The organism is Streptomyces sp. NEAU-W12, from assembly GCF_026242095.1.
In the GTDB taxonomy this organism is placed as follows: domain Bacteria; phylum Actinomycetota; class Actinomycetes; order Streptomycetales; family Streptomycetaceae; genus Streptomyces.
In genome coordinates, this window is record NZ_JAPJDM010000014.1 from 1 (window position 1) to 18,374 (window position 18,374).

Below are 18,374 nucleotides of genomic sequence, written 5' to 3' on the forward strand. Positions count from 1 at the left end.
CCTGCGGCCGTGTTGGAGCAGGTGGGACCACCCGCTGGAACAACTCCCACAAATCGTCTGGCACCATGCGCTCGACCATCACCACACGGTGCAGAATACCCAGCACTCCAAATGAGACGACCTCTAAAGCGGTGCTCACCTTCCGCTTAGGGCCAGGGCGTGAAGTCGGCGGGCAGGTTGAGGTGGAAGGGGGATCCTGAAGCCGTTGGAATCCAGCCCTCGCGCAGGGCTCGTTCGATGGCTCGGGCAACGGCGGACGGCAGTACCGCTTCAGCCTCGCGCCCGATCCAATTGCTCGGGTGCGCCTGACTGGTGGTGACCACTAGCGTCGTCCCCGGGGTGTCCGCGTGCTCGACCGCGTACGTGCACGGTGACCAGGCCAGGCCCTGAAAGTAGGTCGGCCGGCGTCGCAACCGCCAGCGGTAGGCCGTGCCATCCACGACGATGCGCCGTGCGCCCTTACGTCCCAGTGCCATGACTCCCCCCTTGATATGGAGGATGCTAGCGACTCCGGCTCTGCCGTCCGTAGAAGGCAGACGTGCCAGACCCGTGCCAGATCGTGCGGGGAACCACGGGGAACACCGGGTACCGGTCCGACACGCAATCGGACGCTGGCAGCGCTCCCGCCCAGGTCAGCCGGACAATCGCCCGTAGCTCACCTCAGCTTCCCAAGCTGAGAGCGTCCGCCGCCTGCCCGGGCTCCTCGAAGAGTCAGAGAAGGTCCCGCCAGAAGAGGGCCGTCGCTCGCGGGTTCCAACTGTCGTCGACCTCGCCCCGCGCCTCGTCGAACTCCTGGTGCATGTAGTCGGCCAGGTCCAGGCCGTAATAGATGACGTCGGTCTGCCACATCGAGAGCACCGGATGCCCGAAGCTTCCCCGGCCGGCGGGCAGGTATCGGTGGGCATACACGGGCACCATCACCGGCACCTCCGCCAGATGACGCCGCGCCGTATCCAGTGCCGCCGTTCCATCGGCTGGACGCTCACCCCAACCCTCGTACCAGGACGCGTTGTGCTCAACGTCGAGCAGAACACCCTCGACCGGCCAGTCGAGCTGTCGACGCAAGCTGTCCAAATCGCCGCCGCGCCACTCCGGCCAGGGCCTGGACCAGGTCTGCCCGTCCTCGGGAGGGACGTTGATCGGGAGCCCGGCCGCAAGGAATGCCCGGTGATCGTCCGCGAACTCGAATCCGTACTCGCGCTCGATGCGCGTGAACTCGGCCTCCGTCAGCCCCGCCTCAAACTCATAGAGGCCCGTCTGTGCCAGGTGATGTGCGGCCTCCGCACCCAGGCGTGCTCCCTCATTGCTGATCACCGCCGCACGCTAGCGCCGACCGCATCCAACCGTCACCCGGGCTATGTGCGGGCTCCGTCTCAGCTTCCGTGTCATTCAGCCCCATTCACGGCCGTTCAGGCGAGACCACGAGTCGGCTGCAACCCACGAGCGGGCCGCTCGTGAACGCAGGTGAACGGCCCTGTACGCGACACTGCGAGGCACCACCACAGTTGGAAAGCGTGCGCCCCCGAGCAACCTCCTTGGGCCGCCGTGCACCGCTGCGCGGAGCAGTGCGCCTTCCACAGAGGACATGTGTCCGGCAATCCTGCACTGGTCCGCACGACGGTCGAGACCGGGGGTGGGAGACGTGGCTCGTACGCAGTCCAGGTGTGGAGCGCTCACGGAGAAGGGCACTCGGTGCCGACGGCTGGCGATGGTCGGTGCGTCGCGATGCAACCTGCACCGTGGCGAGTGGTCGTCGTACACCATCGAGAAGCGCAAGGAAGCCGAACGCAAGGCGAAGACACGCAAGCGGCGCAAGTGACCCCGGCCGGTGTGAGGTGACATCCATGGCTGACATCGACGACAGCGGACAGCGGCGGCGCCGTGCGGTCTGACACGGCCACGGCCGCCCCGCGCAGCACGGGGGGACGGGCGGTCAGACCGAACTCCTAAAACGGGTGTCGCAGGTTCGAATCCTGCCGGGGGCACACGAGGCAGGGCCGGTTCGAAGGGCTTGATCCCTCGAACCGGCCCTGCTGCGTGATCACATCCGCGCCACGCGCGGACCATGAAGTCCGGCGTGCTCCCACTGCACCAGTGCCCTGCCGTCAGCCTTCGTGGGGCACCCTCGGGCGGGTGACCGGCACGACGGTGAGGAGGTCGTCCAGCCCCTTGAAGTCGTCGGGGTTGGTGGTGAAGAGGGGAAGGTCCTCAGCCACGGCGATGGCAGCGATCATCAGGTCGGCCATCCGGCGGCGTGGCTTGCGGCCGGCGCTGATCACTGCGGCACAGATACGGCCGTAGATGCGGGCCGCTTCGGAACCGAAGGGGATGGGGTCGAACTCGTTCTCGGCGCGTTGCAGGACGTCGAGCCTGCGGGCGCGTTCGGCGTGTTCGTCGTAACTGCTCTGTTCGTCGTTGCGACGGACCTCGTGCGGACCGGCGGACAACTCGGCCAGGGTGATGGCGGTGATCGCCATTTCGTCCGGTAGCTCCTCGGGGGCCACCCAGCGGCGCAGGATCATGATGTTGGTGTCGAGGAGGCCCTGCTGATGCGTCGAGCGGTCAGCGGTCATAGGGGTCGTCCGGATAGGTGTCGGCCGTGGCGTCCTGATCAGCGCGGAACCTGTCGAGGTCGGTGCCGGGGGCGGTCCTGGACATCGCGGCGAACTCCTGGCGGGAGACGAACCGACGCCGTCGACGAAGAGGGACGAGCTGGCCGATCGGATGTCCGTCGCGGGTGACGGTGAACGACTGGCCGCCCTGTATGGCATCCATGATCTCTCGGGACCGGCTGCGTAGATCCCGTTGGGTGATTTCGGGCTGAACGCTCATACCAACCAAGGTAGCACCGGGTGCTACCAGGTGACACATGACGGCCGAAGGCTCGCGCCGACGAACCTCCGGCCGTAGCGGCCGGGTACGGCCTTCGCTGATCGATCCGGTTGGAGCTACGGATGAGAAGGCGTCCGACATCCACAGCGGACATCAACGACGTCGGACGGGGACACACGCCAGCGACTCCCACCGGCCGTCGCGCCAGTCGACGACAGCAGTCAGACCGCGCCTGGATCGAACTCTAAAGCGGGTGTCGCAGGTTCGAATCCTGCCGGGGACACAGAGAAAAAGTAGGTCGGAGGCCCTGCCGCCCGGGTGGGCGGCAGGGCCTCCGGTCTCGCACCACGTGCATGTGAGGTGCCCCTCAACTACAGTTTCCGCTCCCACGGATTGACGACCGGAGCCCCGGTTCGGGCCATGTGTTTGATGTTGCGTGTGGCGACCGTCCGCCCGTTGGCCAGAGCGGTGGCGGCGATCAGTGCGTCCGGTGGGTCGATGCCGGCGCCTGCAGCCTTGAGCGCCTTGTGGATGATCAGGTAGGCAGCCGCTTCCGATTCGCCGATCGGCGCGATGCGGTCGCGGTATTCATGCCGTACCGCAGCGAGAGCTCGGGCGTAGCGCGCCTGTCGTACGGGATCCGGGGCAGCGGCCACGCCGGCCTCGATCTCAGCCACAGTGATCACACTCAGGAAGCGGTTGGGCCGGGCCGTGGACCGGAACCAGGCCAGGAGGCGCGCGGATCGGGCGCGGCCCGGGTCGTGAGGTCGGCGACAACGTTGGTGTCGAACAGGTAGATCACTCGGCGTCCGTCTGCTCGTCGTAGGATCGCGCGCCGAACTCCAGACCCTCGAACGGCCGGGAGAGCAGGAACTCCTCGAAGCCGTCGTTGCTCAATGCCACCCAACGGTGAAGCATCTCGGGCAGTGCCTCGATCTCCGTGTCGGCGAGCTCCGCATCGAAATGCCGCCGCTGATCCTCCGGCAGGGACTCACGGATGTCACGGATGGTCCGCAGTGGGTGCGACGACGAGGGCGGTGGGTGAGGCACACCGCCAGGAGCTGTGGCCATCGGCATCCCCTCCGCTTGATCAGAACCGTGTGCTGCCGGTGGTCTCAGGCTACGGATTCCTGCCCACCCGCTCCCAGCTTTGTCACCGGTGCCGGCATCCGTCCGGATCCAGGACCTCACCCTCAGCTCGTGAACCGGCCAGAACAGATTCGGCACACATGTGGCCAGGAAACCCCGCGAACACGTGAGAACTACGGAGGGTAATTTCCCTGGCCGGACACTCTGCGGCCTACGTCTCTGCAGGTCACAGCCTGGCTCAGGGAAAACTCCCAAGACCGTGTCCTACATGGTGAGGCGGACAATCCGTTTGTAGCAGCAGATGGCGGCGGCGAGGCCGAGAAGGGTCAGGTGGTCGACAGCTCCGCCAGGGTCTGCCCGAACGTGAACGTGTCGACCGCGGGGATGAGCACGTGCCGAACGGCGCTGTCGGCGTTGAGCCGGTTGCGGCGTGCACCGTCGACCCGGATGCGGACGGGCGGACGGGCGGACGGGCGGACGGTGGCACCGACGAGGAGCACCACGGAGAGAGCCGTGGAGGTGAGCCGCGCCATGCGCGGTAAGGAAGTAGGCCTCATGCCCCTTTGGGGATGCTACGGAGCGGCCGTCCGGAGCCGCACCCTGCGCCCACCAGCCCCGCGTGGGGCTGTTCCCGGGGGCAGCTTTGTCCTGGCTCCGGGCCGAGCCGCGCGTGCGGCCCCCGGACGGTGCGTGTGACGCGTCATCGTCCGGGCCGCGTGCCGGGGGGAGGCGTATCGGCAGTCTGCGCGATAACGACGGGCAGGGCGTGGCGAAGTACCTGACGCGTGTTGTCGTCGAGGCTGCCGAGTGTCCTGGCTTCGGTCTCGGCGATGATTCGGTGGGCGCGCTGCAACAGGTCGTGTCCGGTGCTGGTCAGTTCCAGACGTGCCCGCTGGCCTTGGCCGGGCGTGGTGGCGCTGATCGTGCCGAGCTGCTGTAGGTGGGCGACCGTGGCTCGCATGCTTTGCGCTGTGACGCCTGCTCGGCGGGCGAGGTCGCTGTAGGACAGGTCGTTTTGGCGTTTGAGGTGCCCGAGCGCGCTGACATGGCGCATGGTCATCCCGATGGGTGTCAGCGAGCTGTCGATGCGCTCCCGCAGTCGGCGCCCCGCGATGACGAGCATCGTGATCGTCTCGCCTCCGGCAGGCACCGAGGCCGCATCCGGGCTTGCAGCCTCGGTTCCTTCTGTCATGACGTTTTCTCCATTCGTGTGTTCGCCGGCCCGGGCCCCCGAGGGAGGCGCGGCCGAGGAGCTAGACGGTCACGTTAAGTCGTTCGGCGGCGCGTCGGCCCAGAGCTTCGAACGATTCGCTCATCGCGGCCGATGCGGCAAATGCCCGCGCGGTCAGTTCCGGGCCGGCCAGTTCCGGAGTCCCGACGTTGAACAGTGGAGTCGGTGCGTACTCCATGGCCAGTTCCTGCTGTCGGGCCAGGTCGTCGCCGTAGAAGTGCTGGATGAGCCGCAGGCCGATCTCGTTGGACCCTGTGACCGGTCCGGCGGTGATCCGGTTGCGGTCCTCGATGACGTTGCCGGTGGCAGGGATCGCGCCGAAGTACGGCAGCAGATGATGTACGTGGAAGTTCGTGGTGGCACGGTAGCCGACGAGCAGACCGGCCGCGCCCAGCAGCAGCGAGCCGACGCACGACCCGGCGATCCACCCGGCCCGTGAACCGCGGTCCGCGAGGAAGTCGAGGGTTTCGGCGTCCTCGAAGATTTCTGGCGGCACCGCACCGGCGTAGAGGACGTCCAGATCAGCCGGGCACTCGTCGAACGTCGTGGTGGCACGCGTGGGGAAGGTGGGAATGCCGATGACTTCCTCACGGTCCTTCCACAGCAGGTGAATGGTCACTCCCGGGGTGAACCCGAAGATGGTCTGGAACCCGATGATGTCGCACGGCGCGAACCCCGGTGCCACCAGGATGCCGACCTGCAGGGGGCGAATTTGGGTACGGGAGAGGTCGAAGAGGGGCGACGTCTCGGCAGACATGGCAAACCTTTCATTGGTTGCAGGCTAACTTGTAGCCTGACTTAAACCCAGACTGTAACCATGCCGTCGTCCGACGTCAACGCGGTAGGGCCCGGCCAGAGGCAACCCGCCGGCCGGGTAGGACCGTGTCCTACACGGTCAGCTTGAGGAACCGCTTGTAGCAGCAGAGAGCGGCTGCCAGTCCAAGAAAGGCCAGGTAGTTGCGGGGATTGCGTTCGTAGCGGTGGTTGAGCCGTCGGTAGCCGGTCAGCCAGGACACGGTGCGTTCGATGACCCGCCGGCGTCGGCCGAACCGCTCGCTGGAGTCGATGCCCTTGCGAGCGATACGGACACCGATGCGCTTACCCCATAACCATCGCCGCAGCTGAGGGACGTCGTACGCCTTGTCTGCATGGAGGCGCACGGGTTTGGAGTCGGCCGCGTGGAGTTCGTGTCCCATGTGGAAATGGGACAGCATCGGCTTCAGGGCGAGGGGGGTCATGCCCGACCGGGGCGCCTCTTTCTGAGCAGCCGGTCCATGGGGCTCGGCACATCGCTCGGAGGCGTGCAGCTGGAACAGGTCGGCGTCGTCGGTGCCGAGCCGGCGCAGGGTGTCCTCGCTTGCGGTGATCGGACGTGAACGGGAGGAGCCCGCATCGCTTGGGCCGTCGCCCGTCGTCCGTCGTCACCCGTCGCCCGTCGCCCGTCGGCAGGCCGGCCCTGGTGGTGAGCGGGCTCAGTCGGCGACAGGCCGCTCCCCGGGCGGGACGGGGCAGCCGCGGACCGGGCGGGTGCCGAGTTCGTCCAGCCGGTAGCCGTTCGGGTAGCCCTTGATCTCCCAGTTCTGCCGCGCGTGGTGCGGGGCGCGCCGTGGCGGCATCAGACGGACAGCACGCCCGCGCAGCCGTGCCGCGCGGCGGACGAACGCGCGCGTGGCGGCGCTCGGCGGGGTGTAGCGAAAGGCCCGCAGCAGCGGTTCGTCGAGCAGTGCGAGCGTCGCGGTGCGCAGCAGGGGGCGCAGCGGGCGCGGATACCAGGAGGCCATCAGGGCGAGCGTGGCGTCGGAGACCCGCCGCGCGTCCTCGTCCCAGGCGAAATGGGCTGCCTCATAGGTGTCGAGACAGTGCTCGAACTCTTCGTAGGTCCCGGGGATGTCCTTGATGCCCATGCGCAGGCCCAGTGTGCGGTAGTGGACGGCGCCGGCCACGGTTTCGTGGCGCGACAGCCTGCGCCAGCCGTAGGCGTCGATCCACCGTTTGGGCATCACGACGAACGTGCAGAGCACGTACCGCATGTCGTCGTTGCTGATGTCATAGCTGCGGTGCATCTGGTTGATGCGGCGGATCGCCGTGCGGCCCTGTTCACTGTCGAATCCGTGCTCGACGACGGCGTCCAGGAGCAGGGCCGTATCGTCGTACCGCTTCTGGGTCCGGTCGGTGAACTCGGCGGTCTGGGCGAGCAGTCGGCCGATGCTGGGCACGGCGTACGTTCGGTACAGGGCGAGCTCAAGGGACCGGGCGAAGTCCCACGGAAACTCGTACGCCGACGCGAGCCGGTAGATCTCCGAGGCGTCCTTGCACGGGTCCATCCCCCGGATCTGTTCCAGACGTTCGAAGCGCTTCACCACGCCGTCCCCCTTCTGCCGCCGGGACTCCAACTCTACGTCGAGCAGGAGGAGACGGACGGTCAGTCGGAGCAGCCACGCTGGGGAAGGCGTTCAGCACGGTGGGCAGGGTCCGCAGGCCCTGTGCCAGGCGAACCGCTCCGGGTTCGGTGTCGGAGGACAAGTCGGGGGACAAAGGGCCGGCGTGATGAGGTCGCTGGTCAGCCCCTGCAGGTGACGCAACGGGTGAGGCCTTCCGGGAGGGAGCAGGTGAACCGGTGCCGTGTGCCGCTGATCGCCGCTGATCGCCACTGATCGCCGCCAAGGAGACGGGATCGGTTCCTGCGGCGTAGAGCCGGTCGGTGGCCCCGGTCGGCCCGGGGCGGGGGGTGGCGCCCGTGTCCGGCATGGTCTGGTGCCTGTGGGGCCGGTTCGCCCGAAGCCGAGGGGCGGAGGCGGCGTGGTGTCCGGACGGCTTGGAGCCGGCGTCCGCCCGCGGCTCGGCCTGGGCGGCGCGCGCAGAGGCGCTCTGGTCCCGGCCGCGTGCGGACGCCAGGCCGTCGCGGTGCATGCGGCCGGTCTGTCGGACCCCGCCTTCTGACGTCCGAGTGAGACGGGTGCGGGTCGGGTGATGGACAGCGCCTGGCGGTGTGGGGCCGGTCAGCAGGCGAGCTCGAGGCGGGCCTCGCGTGGAGGGCGGCTCGTCGTTCCCGGCGGATTCGCAGGCGCCAAGAGCCGTGCAGGCGGGCGAAGGTTCGCTCGGTCGTCCAGCGGTGGGTGCCGTAGGTGCCGTGCCGGGTGCCGCGGCAGGGATCGCCGGCAGGGGGCCACGTGCGAGGAGTGACGAGGAGCCCGCCGCGGAGGACTACGGAGTGCGCGCGGGTTCCGGTACGGGGGGTACGTGGGCAGGAACCCGCTCCGGCTGCTGCGGACCGGGGGCGTCAGAGGCGGTGAGGGTGGCGGGGGCGACGGGGGTGACGGGGGCGAACAGCCAGCCGGTGGACGGCCGGGTCAGCGGACGGACCAGGCGACGCACCGGCGGGGACCCGAGCACCATCGTCAGCAGAACCGCGCACAGCACCAGACCGACGATCTCGACCGGGGTGTTCACCCGTGATATCCAGCCCAGTTCCCGGAACGGCAAGATGACCAGCGGGTGCAGGAGGTAGATCGTGAACCCGCCGGCGCCCAACGTGGTGATCAGCGGCAGCCGCCGCCGGGGCATCAGCCGCAGCAGACAGAGCACCAGCGCCGCGGCCGCGGCCAGCACCAGCAGCCGGATGACCCAGGCCCATTCCAGGCTCAGCGGGTCGGCGACGGAGTAAGGATGGCGCATGGAAAGCCAGTTGCCCTTGATGTCCCTGTGCCACAGCCCTCCCACGGTGCAGGAGGCAAGGATCCCGGCGACCGCCACGAACAGGCTCCAGCGGCTGGTGAACCAGGTGTTCAGGGAGCCCTGGCCGATCCGCCAGCCGAGGTAGAACAGCGGAAGGTAGACGAGCGTGCGGCTCGCCGAGAAGGCCAGCCCGAACTCCTCGACGTACCCCACGGCGAGGGCGACGCCCGTGGTGACGAGCAGGGGGTGACGCAGCTGGACCACCAGCGGCAGGAGCAGCCTCCAGAAGAAGAGGGACATCAGGAACCACAGGGTCCACGGGAGTTGGGCGACGTGCACGATGAACTCGTTGCCCAGCCAGTACTTCTCCAGCGAGTAGAGCAGGCTGAACACGAGGGCGGGCAGCACGATGCTCTGCAGCAGGGTGCGCAGGGAACGGGGGCCGAGCGGACCCGCGTTGCTGAACACGCCGGCCAACATGACGAAGGCGGGCACCCGGAAGGCCCAGGTGGCGATGTGGAAGGAGTGCAGTACGTCTTCTCGCGCCAGGATGCTGCCGCCGGTGTGCAGAATCACGATCAGCAGGGCGGAGAGGAACCGGGTGTTGTCCCACCACGGATTCCTGGTCCGCTCCGCCCCGCCGGTGCGGTCGGTGGAGACCGTGGCGGCACGTCTCGGGAGTGGCTTGTCCATCGTGACGGCGGGCTCCTGGCAGCGGCTCGGCAGCGGATATCGGCCGCCGTACCGGTGCTCGGCTTGACGGGGCTGGGCACACCGTGCCGATCTCCGTGGAGGGCTCGGTTGCCGGCTCGGATCCATACGGTGAACTCCACCTGCACATCAGGGGCCCTGACGCACCTCTCGCCGGCGTGCTCCTCGCCGCACTGCCCGCCCCGCGGCACTGCCCGCCCCGCCCGCATCCTCGGTTCCGCGGGGGCCGCCCGCCGATGATCACGCCCGACCCCGACCCACATCTCGCATCACAGATCGTAAAGAACTTCGAAACATTCGTAGTTTTGATCTCCCATCTTGGTCCAGGACCCGATGGATCCGAGTGATCGATTTCGAACAGGTCGACATGCACGAGCCGGTCCAGGCGAAACGCGCACCCGTGCAGCGTCCATCGTGAGCGAATGTTTTGGGATCAGTGCCGAAACTATTGACAGTTGACGGGTCCACATCAAAACTGTTCGCCATCGACAGCGCTCCCTCACTGCCGAGCCGGATCGCCACCGTGCCCCGGCCCTCCGGTCGCCGAACACTTTCCCGACCGGCCAGGTCCGGCCGCGTCGCGCAACGCACGAGCGGTCGCCGTCACCCGCACGGCGACCGGACCTGGTCAACGGTCTCCCGCAGCGCGAACCGACCCCCGAACCCACGATGCCGGAGGAGAACCACTCCGTATGAGAACCGGACCGCATCTCTCGATACGCTCCCTGGTCACGCGGCTGGCCGTCGTCGCGCTGGCCGCCGCGAGCACCCTCACCGCCAACGCCGCCCCGGCCCAGGCCGCGGCCTGCAGCGGATACGTCGGGCTCACCTTCGACGACGGACCGTCCGGCAGTACGCCGAACCTGCTCAACGCGCTCAGGCAGAACGGACTGCGGGCCACGATGTTCAACCAGGGCCAGTACGCCGCAGCCAACCCGGCGCAGGTCCGGGCCCAGGTCGATGCCGGCATGTGGGTCGGCAACCACAGCTACACCCACCCGCACCTGACTCAGCAGAGCCAGGCTCAGATCGACTCGGAGATCTCCCGGACCCAGCAGGCCATCGCGAACGCGGGCGGCGGCACCCCGAAACTGTTCCGTCCGCCGTACGGCGAGACCAACTCGACGGTGAAGTCGGTAGCGGCCAGGTACGGTCTGACCGAGATCATCTGGGACGTCGACTCGCAGGACTGGAACGGCGCCAGTACCGACGCGATCGTGCAGGCCGCCGCCCGGCTCACCAACGGCCAGATCATGCTCATGCACGACTGGTCCGCCAACTCGCTCGCCGCGATTCCGCGGATCGCGCAGGGGCTGGCCAGCCGTGGCCTGTGCGCCGGAATGATCTCGCCGCAGACCGGCCGCGCCGTGGCACCCGACGGCGGTGGCTCCGGAGGTGGCGGCGGTGGCGGTGGCGGTGGCGGTGGCGGGTGCAGCGTGACCCTGTCCGCGGGCCAGCAGTGGAGCGACCGGTACAACCTCGACGTCTCGGTCACCGGCTCCAGCGACTGGACCGCGACGATGAACGTCCCCTCCCCCGCGAAAGTCCTCTCCACCTGGAACGTCAGCGCCACCTACCCCAGCTCCCAGGTACTGACCGCCCGGCCCAACGGCAACGGCAACAACTGGGGCGTCACCATCCAGCACAACGGCAACCGGACCTGGCCGACGGTCTCCTGCAGCGCGAACTGACCCCCCGGGAACGCCCCGGGGAAACACCGTTCCTGTGGCGCGGCGGCCAGGTGCCGCCGCGCCACCCGGCCTGCAAAACCGTGCCCCGCCGGCACTCCCCCATGACCTGTCCCGTCCAGGGCCCGTCTCGTCCACGGGGGCGGCTCGTCACCGCGGCTCGTCCGAGGGCGGCTCGTCACCGCGGCACGGAGACGGTGCTGACCGCGGGTGGCACGGCACCGGTTCCCGCAACGCCTTTCCGACGGCCGAGGACGGGCACCGCGGCGCCTGCGGGGCGACTGGGCCCGCGTGCGGACACCCCGCAGCGGCCCTTGTCGCCGCCACGGTGGTGAGCGCTTCACGATCACCTCGTGCCGCACGCACTGCCCCGGCGCAGATCCGGGCCCCGCCACTCCCTGGAGCACGGCTGGCCCGTGGCCCGGCCCCCTGCGGGGCCGCCGACGCGGTCCGCCTTCCGCGGGGCCCGTCCGGTCGCGGTCCCGGCCCGGCAGCCGCCCCATCTCCGCGATCCGGCTCCGGGGGATGCGAAGAACGAGGTGCGGCGGGCGCCGGCGGAGTCCACGGCGGGCCGGCGGGGGGAACACCCCTTCGGTCGCCGTCGACGGCCGGGCCGGAGCGGGTCGCGTGGTGATGCGCGGGTGTTCGCTGCGCGAGTGAGGATGGAGGTATGGGGCGCGTGTCGCCCACCGTGTTCCCACGGGACGAGGAGGTCGGGTCGTGTTCTTCAGGGATCGTCGTGACGCCGGCCGGCAGCTGGCCGCCCGGCTGGAGCATCTGAAGGGGACCGAGGTGGTGGTGCTGGGGCTGCCCCGTGGAGGGGTTCCGGTCGCAGCGGAGGTCGCGGAGGCGCTCGGCGCGCCACTCGATGTCTGCCTGGTGCGCAAGCTGGGGGTGCCGTTCCAGCCGGAGCTGGGGATGGGAGCGATCGGCGAGGGCGGTGTGCGGGTGATCAACGATGACGTGGTGCGCACCGCGCGGGTCGCCCCGGACGAGCTGGCCCGGGTCGAGGCCCGTGAGCGGGAAGTGCTGGAGAACCGAGCCCGGCGCTACCGGGGAGGGCGGAAACCGGTGGGCACGGAGGGCCGCACGGTGGTGGTGGTCGACGACGGGGTGGCCACGGGGTCGACGGCGCGTGCGGCCTGCCGGATCGCCCGTGCCAGGGGAGCGGCACGGATCGTGCTCGCCGTCCCTGTGGCACCGCACGACTGGGCCTCACGGCTCGGCGGTGACGCCGACGAACTGGTATGCCCGCACACCCCGTGGGACTTCTATGCGATCGGGCAGTTCTACTCCGACTTCTCCCAGACCGACGACGACGAGGTCGTCGCCTGTCTGGAAGAAGAAACCGTGGCCCGTCCGCCGAGCACCCGCCGGACTGAGCCGCGTCACGCGGTGCCGGAGGACCCGGAGGTGGACGTGCAGGCCGGTGCGACGGTGCTGCGCGGGCAGTTGACGTTGCCCGAGGGCGCGGCCGGGGTGGTGCTGTTCGCGCACGGCAGCGGCAGCAGCAGGCGCAGCCCGCGCAACCGGTTCGTCGCGCTCGGGCTGAACCGGGCCGGGCTCGGCACTCTCCTGTTCGACCTGCTCACCGAGGAGGAGGCGGAGGACAGGTCCAACGTGTTCGACACAGGCCTGCTGGCCCGACGGCTGGCGGACGCCACCGGCTGGTTGCGCGGTCGGCCAAAGACCCAGGGGCTGGCTGTCGGCTACTTCGGTGCGAGCACCGGCGCGGCCGCCGCTTTGTGGGCGGCCGCCGAGCCCGGCGCGCGGATCGCCGCAGTCGTCTCCAGGGGTGGCAGGCCCGACCTGGCCGGGGCACGGCTGCCGGCGGTGAACGCACCCACGCTGCTGATCGTCGGGGGCCACGACGGGTCGGTGCTCGACCTCAACCGCGACGCACGGGCCCGGCTGCGCTGCGAGAGCCGGCTCGAGGTCGTCCCGGGCGCGACCCACCTCTTCGAGGAACCCGGTGCCCTGGAGAAGGTCACCGATCTGGCCCGTGACTGGTTCACCGACCACATGGCCCCGGTCCCGCATGCGGCGCGCTGAATCCTGCACGCACGCCCCGGTCCCCGGGCGGGGACTCGGGCTCAGCGGCACTGCCGCTCCGCCGGTCTGGCGTTCTGCCGGTCTGGCGTTCTGCCGCTCTGGCGTTCTGATGACGGGCGAGCGCCTCGTCACCATGACGGCGCGCGGTGCCCCGGTGCGTCGACCGGTGACATCCGGTGCGCGCTCCCCTGCGCCGGTACCGGGACCCGGCTGCCGTTTCGCGTTCCGGCGTGGGGAGCTTCTCCTTCCGGTGGACCGGGCGGGGCCGCGCGGCCTACCGGTGGTGCGTGGACGGGACGGTGATGACCGGGCAGCGGGCGTGGTGGAGTACGCCCTGGCTGACGGAGCCGAGCAGCATGCCGGTGAAGCCGCCGTGCCCGCGTGTGCCCACGACCAGCCCGAGCGCGCGTTCGGACGCCTTGGCGAGAACCTGTACCGGGTGCCCCCGCACGACCTCCTGACGCAGGTCCACCTCCGGGTGGGCGGCGGTACGCCCGGCCACTGTCTCCGACAGCAGCCGCCGGCATTCCTGGAGGGCCGCTTCCTCGTCCAGGACTCCGAGCAGCGGGGCGTGCCACACGTACAGGGCCCGCACGACCGCGCCACGTAGGGCGGCCTCCTCGAACGCGAAGTCGACGGCGGCGGCGGAGTGGGAGCTGCCGTCGACCCCGACCACGAAGTACGGCGGCTGCTGGGCGACGTGCTCCGAGTCCGGTACGACCACCACGGGGCAGGGCGCGTGGGCGATGAGCGGCAGGGCGACGGCGGCAGAGGTCAGCAGTTCCTGGAGAGCACTCAGATGCCAGGACCCGAGCACGACCTCCGTGGCGTGTTGCGCCTGCTCGCGCAGCACCCACGCCGGGTGCCCCTCCGCCAGCAGCCCGGCGACCTCCGCCTGCGGATGCCGGGACCTGACGAACGTCACCGCCTCCGACAGGGCGCGGTCCCCTGTCTCATGCAGCGCTTCGTTCCACTCCTCCCAGGACGGTCGTCCGCCCGTCGGCCGGTCCCCGGGGACCGGTAGGTTCTGCGCGAGGACCAGCAGGAGGGGCAGACGGCGTCGGTCCGCCTCGTCGGCGGCCCAGGCGAGTGCCGTGCGCCTGCCGGGATCGGGGTCGATGCCGACCACGATCGGTTCGCGTTCTTGTGCATGTGTCATCGCACGACTCCCGGTGTCTTCTTCGGCCGGTGCGTTCCCGGTGCCGGCCGGGGTCCGGTGCCGGCACCTGCGTTCGGCTCCGTCGTCTCCGGCGCCCCCGTGCGTCTACATGCCCTCGGAGAGCAGGAGTTCGTGGGCGAGTCGTGCGCCGCGTGCTGCTTCCTCGGGCGGAGTGTCCTCCGACGGGAGGCTCTCCAGACCCCGGGCGAGCGCCCGGACGGCCTCGGCCAGGGTCGCGACCTGTGCTTCCAGCCGGCTCAGCCGGGCTTCCGGCCCGAGGGCGGCACCGGGTCGGGGGGAGTGGTTCTGCGTCATGTCGTGCTTCCTTTCGAGGCGGTGACGGGCCGGGCCGTCACTCGGCGGAGCGATCAGGCCGTGGTGGACCGGCCGCCATGTCCGGGTGGGCCGTGCGCCCGTGCTCCCACCGGACCTCCTCGCGCGGGTGCAGGCGTCGGGTGTGCCGCGGGTGGAAGCCGGGCATCCGGCCGTGGAGGCGGCGTCAGCCGGACCTGTCGGGCGCTTGGGGTTTCCTCGGAGACAGACCGTGGACGTCACGGATGAGTCGCCGCTGTGCTTCGGTGAGGCCGCACAGGGTTGTTTCTCCGGTGTCGGGGGTGGTTCGGCTGCCGCAGATGGTCAGGTTGCCGAAGAGGTACTGGTCCGGGCCGCCGAGGGCGGCCACGAGCGGACCGGCGACGCGGTTCGGCGGATGTGCGTCGCTGTCCAGGGCGGAGGTGTCGGCGACGTGTCCGTGCAGGCCGTTACCGCCCCGGCCGGGGAGCTGGATGGTGAAGGCGGCCGAGGCCCCGTGGTGCGGGTCGGCGTCCCTGCGTACCTGCTCCGGGACGCCGTCGCGGAACTCCAGTCCGCCGTCGGGACGGATCAGTGCGTAGATACCGGTCATGTCGCGCTTCCGTATGCGAGAGGTGTTCCGTCGGAGGTCGGCGAGTGGGAACCGCGCGTCGCCGGAGCGTGCGCAGAGCGCGAGCGTGAAGACGTCCCTCGCCTCCGCGCCCGGCGTGAACGTCGGTCCCGGCCCGCGTCCCCCGGGGCGTCGCCTCCGCGCCGGCCGCGGAGGCGGTACGGGGCCGGCGCCCCTGCCCGGTGCCGGGAAGTGACGCCGGGGTGATCGGGCGGTCGACGCCGTGCGGTCATGTGCCCGGGTCCGTGGAGCCGGTCAGGCAGTCGGCTGGAGGAGGAGCGCACGGGTGTCGTGCGGGAGTTCGTTGAGCGCCGCCTCCAGCTGTCCGGGGGAGACGTGCTCGCCGTGCTCGCGTACGACGACGCCGACCGCCGGAGCGATCCGGAGGGCTTCCTCGGCCGTGACCTCGGCTCCCTGGACGAAGCGGTCGATGTGGCCCTCGCGGTCGTACTCGAGCGGTACGACGCCGGGACCCCGGCCGTCGCGGCAGGGACCCCGGCCGTCGCGGCAGGGACCCTGCACCAGATCGGGGAGCCGGGCGGCGGATTGGGCGGCCGCATCGACGGTGAGCCGGTCGCGGAGCATGCGCAGCACCCGGTGGGCGAGGTGGCGGTCGTCGGCCCTCAGAGCTTTCGACGTCGCTCTCCGCCGGATTCCGGCGGTGTGGAGGGCGTGCGCGGAATCGGACGGGTGTGTGGAGGGCATGGGTCTTCCCCTTCTGCCTCCTGCTTCTCCGTGGCTGCCTTTCGCTGCCCGGGAGGGCACGCCTGCCCGCGGGCAGGGGCCGCCATGAAGAGCAGTCGGCTCAATCGGAAAGAAGTGGCGAGTGTGCGGGCGCGCTTGTCCGGCGCCGTCCGTCCTCCTGCGCGGTAGAGGCTCGCACGCGGTGACTTTCCTCTCCCCGCCCCATGGGCTCCATGCTAGGGCGGACGGTACCGGTCGGCAGCCGGAGGTCCGGAGCACCGTGCCACCGTGGTGGAGGTGCCGGGCCGAAACGGGGAGTCGCCCTGCCCTCCGCGCTGCGACGACGGCCACGAAAGCGAGGTCCGCCCCGGCCCCGGCTGCGCAACCGGGGCCCGCTCGGCACACGATGCCGCGCGGCCGCACACGACTCGGGAGAGCCGGTGGCCAGCCGTGCCCGAGAAGGGCCGCGGGCCGACCGGGACACCTGCGGTGCCGGGCTGCCGGCACACCGCGCCGCACTCCGGGCGGGCGCGGCACCGACGGGGCCGGCATCGCACGGCCGAGCGGCCCGGGCGGCCCGGGCGCCGCGGTCGCCCGGCTGCGGCTGCGGCTGCCGGGGGCAGGACGAGAAGTACCGACACGATCCGGGTGCGACGGCTCCTCGGCTGATGCCGCCGGGGTGGCGCGGTGCCGCGACGCCCGCCGGAAGGGCGCTGCCGGAGGCCCTCGCCTACGATCAGGAACAGGAGGACGACGTCATGGCCGGAGCGACATGGACGACGAAAGGCGTGTTCACCGGGCGGGGAGGCGTCCGTACGGACGGGACCGGGATCATGACCGGCGATCTGACCGTACGCACCACCTGGGACGGCGGGCAGGCCGATGTCTCGGTGCGGTACACGGACACCGCGCAGTGGTTCGCCCTCGCCGGCAGCCCGGTGCCGTGCCGCTCCGAGCAGGACAGCAGGCAACTGCACCAGGCGGTGGTGGAAGCCGTGCGAGCCGGCGGCGGCACTGCCGTTCCACAGCCCGCGCGGAGGGGCGGATGGTTCTGAGCACCGGGGCTCCGGCCGTTTCCGGCCGGGAGCGCGGGAAGCACCGCAGGCCGGGACGTCCTCGGCGCCGGAGGCGCCCTCGGCGCTCCGGCACCGAGGGCGTCCCGGTGGACGTCACGGTGGACGTCCCGGTGGGGTGAGGGGCCCCGTTCGGGGCACGGTGGCCGCCGGCGGGCCGGCCGGTCAGCAGGCGCCGGCCGGTTCGGAGGTCTGGCAGATGTTGTCGATGAACTTGTTGTCCTTCCCCTTGTCGTCGCGAGTGGCCAGGTCCGCCGGGTGGTTGCCCAGCACGAGGTTGTCACGGACGACGTTCCGGTCGTTGGGGATGCCGTCCATGCTGCCGAACACGACGATCCCGCCGGAATACGGCGAGTCACCCACGTTGTCGTGGACCGCGTTCTGCGCCACCAGCACCTCCTTCGTACCGACGAGGACGATGCCGATCCCCTGGAGGTGGGGCAGGCGCGCGGTGGCGGGGCAGGAGGTGTTGTTCTCGTAGACCGCGTTGCGGCGGACGGTCAGGTCCCCCACCGTGCGCGGCAGCACGACGAAGACACCCGCGCAGTTCCCGGTGACGGCGTTGTGCTCGACGGTGAGGTTCCTGAGCCGACGGGTGGTCATGCCGATCCGGTTGCCCGTCAGGCGGTTGCCGCTGATCACCGTGCCACGGGTGTCGAGGGTCTCGCTCTCCGCGTCCGCCTCGAACACGTTGGCGGTGTACAGCCCGGCGTCGCCGTTGCCGCTCGCGGTGTTGTGGCGGAACGAGGCGCGGGTGGAGCGGTCCTGCGCGATGCCCCACTGGCCGTTGTCCCGGGCGGTCACCCGGTGGACCTCCAGTTGGTCGGTGCGCGTGGCCAGGACGCCGTTCTTCTTGAACCCTTCGACGGTCAGCGACCGGACCCGCACCCCGGTGACGGGTTGTGCGTCCGTGCCGGTGACGCAGATGCCGTTCCCCGCCTCCGCGCACGCGCTCCGCTCCTCCTCGTCCTCTCCGGGCACGATCACGGTCTGCCCCTCCGCGCCCCGGAGGGTCAGCGGCTTGGTGATCGTGACGCTTCCGCGGTAGGTGCCCCGCGTCAGGACGATGGTGGCTCCGGGTGCGGCCGCGTCAACGGCCTTCTGGATGGACTGCCCCGGACTGACCACTTGCTCGGAGCCACTGCGGGCGGAGGCGGCCGGAGCGAGGGCGCCCATGCCGACGACGAGGGGCGCGATGGCGCAGCTGAGGCCTGTGACCTGGTATTTCCTCATGAACTCGACGGTATGGGCCACCCCC

Annotated in this window: 21 protein-coding genes and 2 pseudogenes; 5 read left to right on the forward strand and 18 right to left on the reverse strand. The window is 70.3% G+C overall.

Annotated elements, in window-relative coordinates; translation table 11 throughout:
- Positions 1 to 146: 146 nt before the first annotated feature.
- Together ORI94_RS18785 and ORI94_RS18790 are read right to left on the reverse strand one after the other, a co-directional pair.
- Positions 147 to 476 (reverse strand): hypothetical protein, encoded by a 330-nt coding sequence (locus ORI94_RS18785; RefSeq protein WP_266077005.1) that lies wholly within the window; start codon positions 474 to 476, stop codon positions 147 to 149.
- A gap of 235 nt (positions 477 to 711) precedes the next feature.
- Entirely contained in the window at positions 712 to 1,314 is a 603-nt protein-coding gene (locus ORI94_RS18790) for a hypothetical protein (RefSeq protein ID WP_266077007.1), read from the reverse strand.
- Positions 1,315 to 1,642: 328 nt separating this feature from the next.
- On the opposite strand from ORI94_RS18790, the gene ORI94_RS18795 reads away from it, so the two are divergent.
- On the forward strand, positions 1,643 to 1,819 hold the full coding sequence (locus tag ORI94_RS18795) for an HGGxSTG domain-containing protein (RefSeq protein WP_189885039.1): 177 nt from the start codon (positions 1,643 to 1,645) through the stop codon (positions 1,817 to 1,819).
- Between the two features lie 286 nt (positions 1,820 to 2,105).
- On the opposite strand, the gene ORI94_RS18800 is transcribed toward ORI94_RS18795, so the two are convergent.
- The 11 genes and pseudogenes from ORI94_RS18800 to ORI94_RS18850 form a co-directional block, all read right to left on the reverse strand.
- Entirely contained in the window at positions 2,106 to 2,573 is a 468-nt protein-coding gene (locus ORI94_RS18800; RefSeq protein WP_266077015.1) for a type II toxin-antitoxin system VapC family toxin, read from the reverse strand.
- A complete protein-coding gene (locus ORI94_RS18805; RefSeq protein WP_266077018.1) occupies positions 2,563 to 2,832 on the reverse strand; it encodes a type II toxin-antitoxin system Phd/YefM family antitoxin in 270 nt (89 codons plus the stop codon). Before ORI94_RS18805 ends, ORI94_RS18800 begins: the two co-directional genes overlap by 11 nt.
- Before the next feature lie 371 nt (positions 2,833 to 3,203).
- Positions 3,204 to 3,563 carry a PIN domain-containing protein gene (locus ORI94_RS18810; RefSeq protein ID WP_416237855.1) on the reverse strand — a complete coding sequence of 120 codons (360 nt, stop codon included), beginning with the start codon at positions 3,561 to 3,563 and terminating at the stop codon, positions 3,204 to 3,206.
- Positions 3,564 to 3,630: 67 nt separating this feature from the next.
- Positions 3,631 to 3,903: a hypothetical protein gene (locus ORI94_RS18815; protein WP_266077023.1), complete on the reverse strand. Its 273-nt coding sequence runs from the start codon at positions 3,901 to 3,903 to the stop codon at positions 3,631 to 3,633.
- A 344-nt stretch (positions 3,904 to 4,247) separates the two neighbouring features.
- The gene (locus tag ORI94_RS18820) at positions 4,248 to 4,454 is read right to left on the reverse strand and encodes a hypothetical protein (RefSeq protein ID WP_266077025.1); all 207 of its coding nucleotides are present in this window, start codon (positions 4,452 to 4,454) and stop codon (positions 4,248 to 4,250) included.
- A gap of 167 nt (positions 4,455 to 4,621) precedes the next feature.
- A complete protein-coding gene (locus ORI94_RS18825) occupies positions 4,622 to 5,113 on the reverse strand; it encodes a MarR family winged helix-turn-helix transcriptional regulator (protein ID WP_266077028.1) in 492 nt (163 codons plus the stop codon).
- 61 nt (positions 5,114 to 5,174) lie between these two features.
- Complete coding sequence (locus ORI94_RS18830; protein ID WP_266077031.1) at positions 5,175 to 5,909, reverse strand: DJ-1/PfpI family protein; 735 nt, start codon at positions 5,907 to 5,909, stop codon at positions 5,175 to 5,177.
- Positions 5,910 to 6,039: 130 nt separating this feature from the next.
- The gene (locus ORI94_RS18835; protein ID WP_416237856.1) at positions 6,040 to 6,366 is read right to left on the reverse strand and encodes a transposase; all 327 of its coding nucleotides are present in this window, start codon (positions 6,364 to 6,366) and stop codon (positions 6,040 to 6,042) included.
- 84 nt (positions 6,367 to 6,450) lie between these two features.
- Positions 6,451 to 6,564, reverse strand: a pseudogene (locus ORI94_RS18840) (aldo/keto reductase); the annotation flags it as partial.
- Positions 6,565 to 6,624: 60 nt separating this feature from the next.
- Positions 6,625 to 7,512, reverse strand: coding sequence for an oxygenase MpaB family protein (locus ORI94_RS18845; protein WP_266077371.1), 888 nt, complete (start codon positions 7,510 to 7,512; stop codon positions 6,625 to 6,627).
- Positions 7,513 to 8,356: 844 nt separating this feature from the next.
- Positions 8,357 to 9,520 (reverse strand): acyltransferase family protein, encoded by a 1,164-nt coding sequence (locus tag ORI94_RS18850; RefSeq protein WP_266077034.1) that lies wholly within the window; start codon positions 9,518 to 9,520, stop codon positions 8,357 to 8,359.
- 710 nt (positions 9,521 to 10,230) lie between these two features.
- On the opposite strand from ORI94_RS18850, the gene ORI94_RS18855 reads away from it, so the two are divergent.
- Together ORI94_RS18855 and ORI94_RS18860 are read left to right on the forward strand one after the other, a co-directional pair.
- Positions 10,231 to 11,229: a polysaccharide deacetylase family protein gene (locus tag ORI94_RS18855; RefSeq protein WP_266077036.1), complete on the forward strand. Its 999-nt coding sequence runs from the start codon at positions 10,231 to 10,233 to the stop codon at positions 11,227 to 11,229.
- Positions 11,230 to 11,946: 717 nt separating this feature from the next.
- Positions 11,947 to 13,278, forward strand: coding sequence for a phosphoribosyltransferase family protein (locus ORI94_RS18860; protein WP_266077039.1), 1,332 nt, complete (start codon positions 11,947 to 11,949; stop codon positions 13,276 to 13,278).
- Positions 13,279 to 13,552: 274 nt separating this feature from the next.
- On the opposite strand, the gene ORI94_RS18865 is transcribed toward ORI94_RS18860, so the two are convergent.
- From ORI94_RS18865 to ORI94_RS18880, 4 genes are all read right to left on the reverse strand, one after another.
- Positions 13,553 to 14,437, reverse strand: coding sequence for a universal stress protein (locus ORI94_RS18865; protein ID WP_266077044.1), 885 nt, complete (start codon positions 14,435 to 14,437; stop codon positions 13,553 to 13,555).
- A gap of 105 nt (positions 14,438 to 14,542) precedes the next feature.
- On the reverse strand, positions 14,543 to 14,752 hold the full coding sequence (locus tag ORI94_RS18870) for a hypothetical protein (protein WP_266077047.1): 210 nt from the start codon (positions 14,750 to 14,752) through the stop codon (positions 14,543 to 14,545).
- A gap of 184 nt (positions 14,753 to 14,936) precedes the next feature.
- The gene (locus ORI94_RS18875; RefSeq protein WP_266077049.1) at positions 14,937 to 15,341 is read right to left on the reverse strand and encodes a hypothetical protein; all 405 of its coding nucleotides are present in this window, start codon (positions 15,339 to 15,341) and stop codon (positions 14,937 to 14,939) included.
- 273 nt (positions 15,342 to 15,614) lie between these two features.
- Entirely contained in the window at positions 15,615 to 16,064 is a 450-nt protein-coding gene (locus tag ORI94_RS18880; RefSeq protein ID WP_266077052.1) for a DUF2267 domain-containing protein, read from the reverse strand.
- A 249-nt stretch (positions 16,065 to 16,313) separates the two neighbouring features.
- Here ORI94_RS18880 and ORI94_RS18885 point away from each other — a divergent pair.
- Positions 16,314 to 16,712 (forward strand): annotated as a pseudogene (locus ORI94_RS18885) (hypothetical protein); the annotation flags it as partial.
- Positions 16,713 to 16,801: 89 nt separating this feature from the next.
- On the forward strand, positions 16,802 to 17,098 hold the full coding sequence (locus ORI94_RS18890; protein WP_266077055.1) for a hypothetical protein: 297 nt from the start codon (positions 16,802 to 16,804) through the stop codon (positions 17,096 to 17,098).
- A 183-nt stretch (positions 17,099 to 17,281) separates the two neighbouring features.
- Here the strand turns inward: ORI94_RS18890 and ORI94_RS18895 are convergent, their stop codons facing one another.
- On the reverse strand, positions 17,282 to 18,349 hold the full coding sequence (locus ORI94_RS18895) for a right-handed parallel beta-helix repeat-containing protein (protein ID WP_266077058.1): 1,068 nt from the start codon (positions 18,347 to 18,349) through the stop codon (positions 17,282 to 17,284).
- Positions 18,350 to 18,374 lie beyond the last annotated feature (25 nt).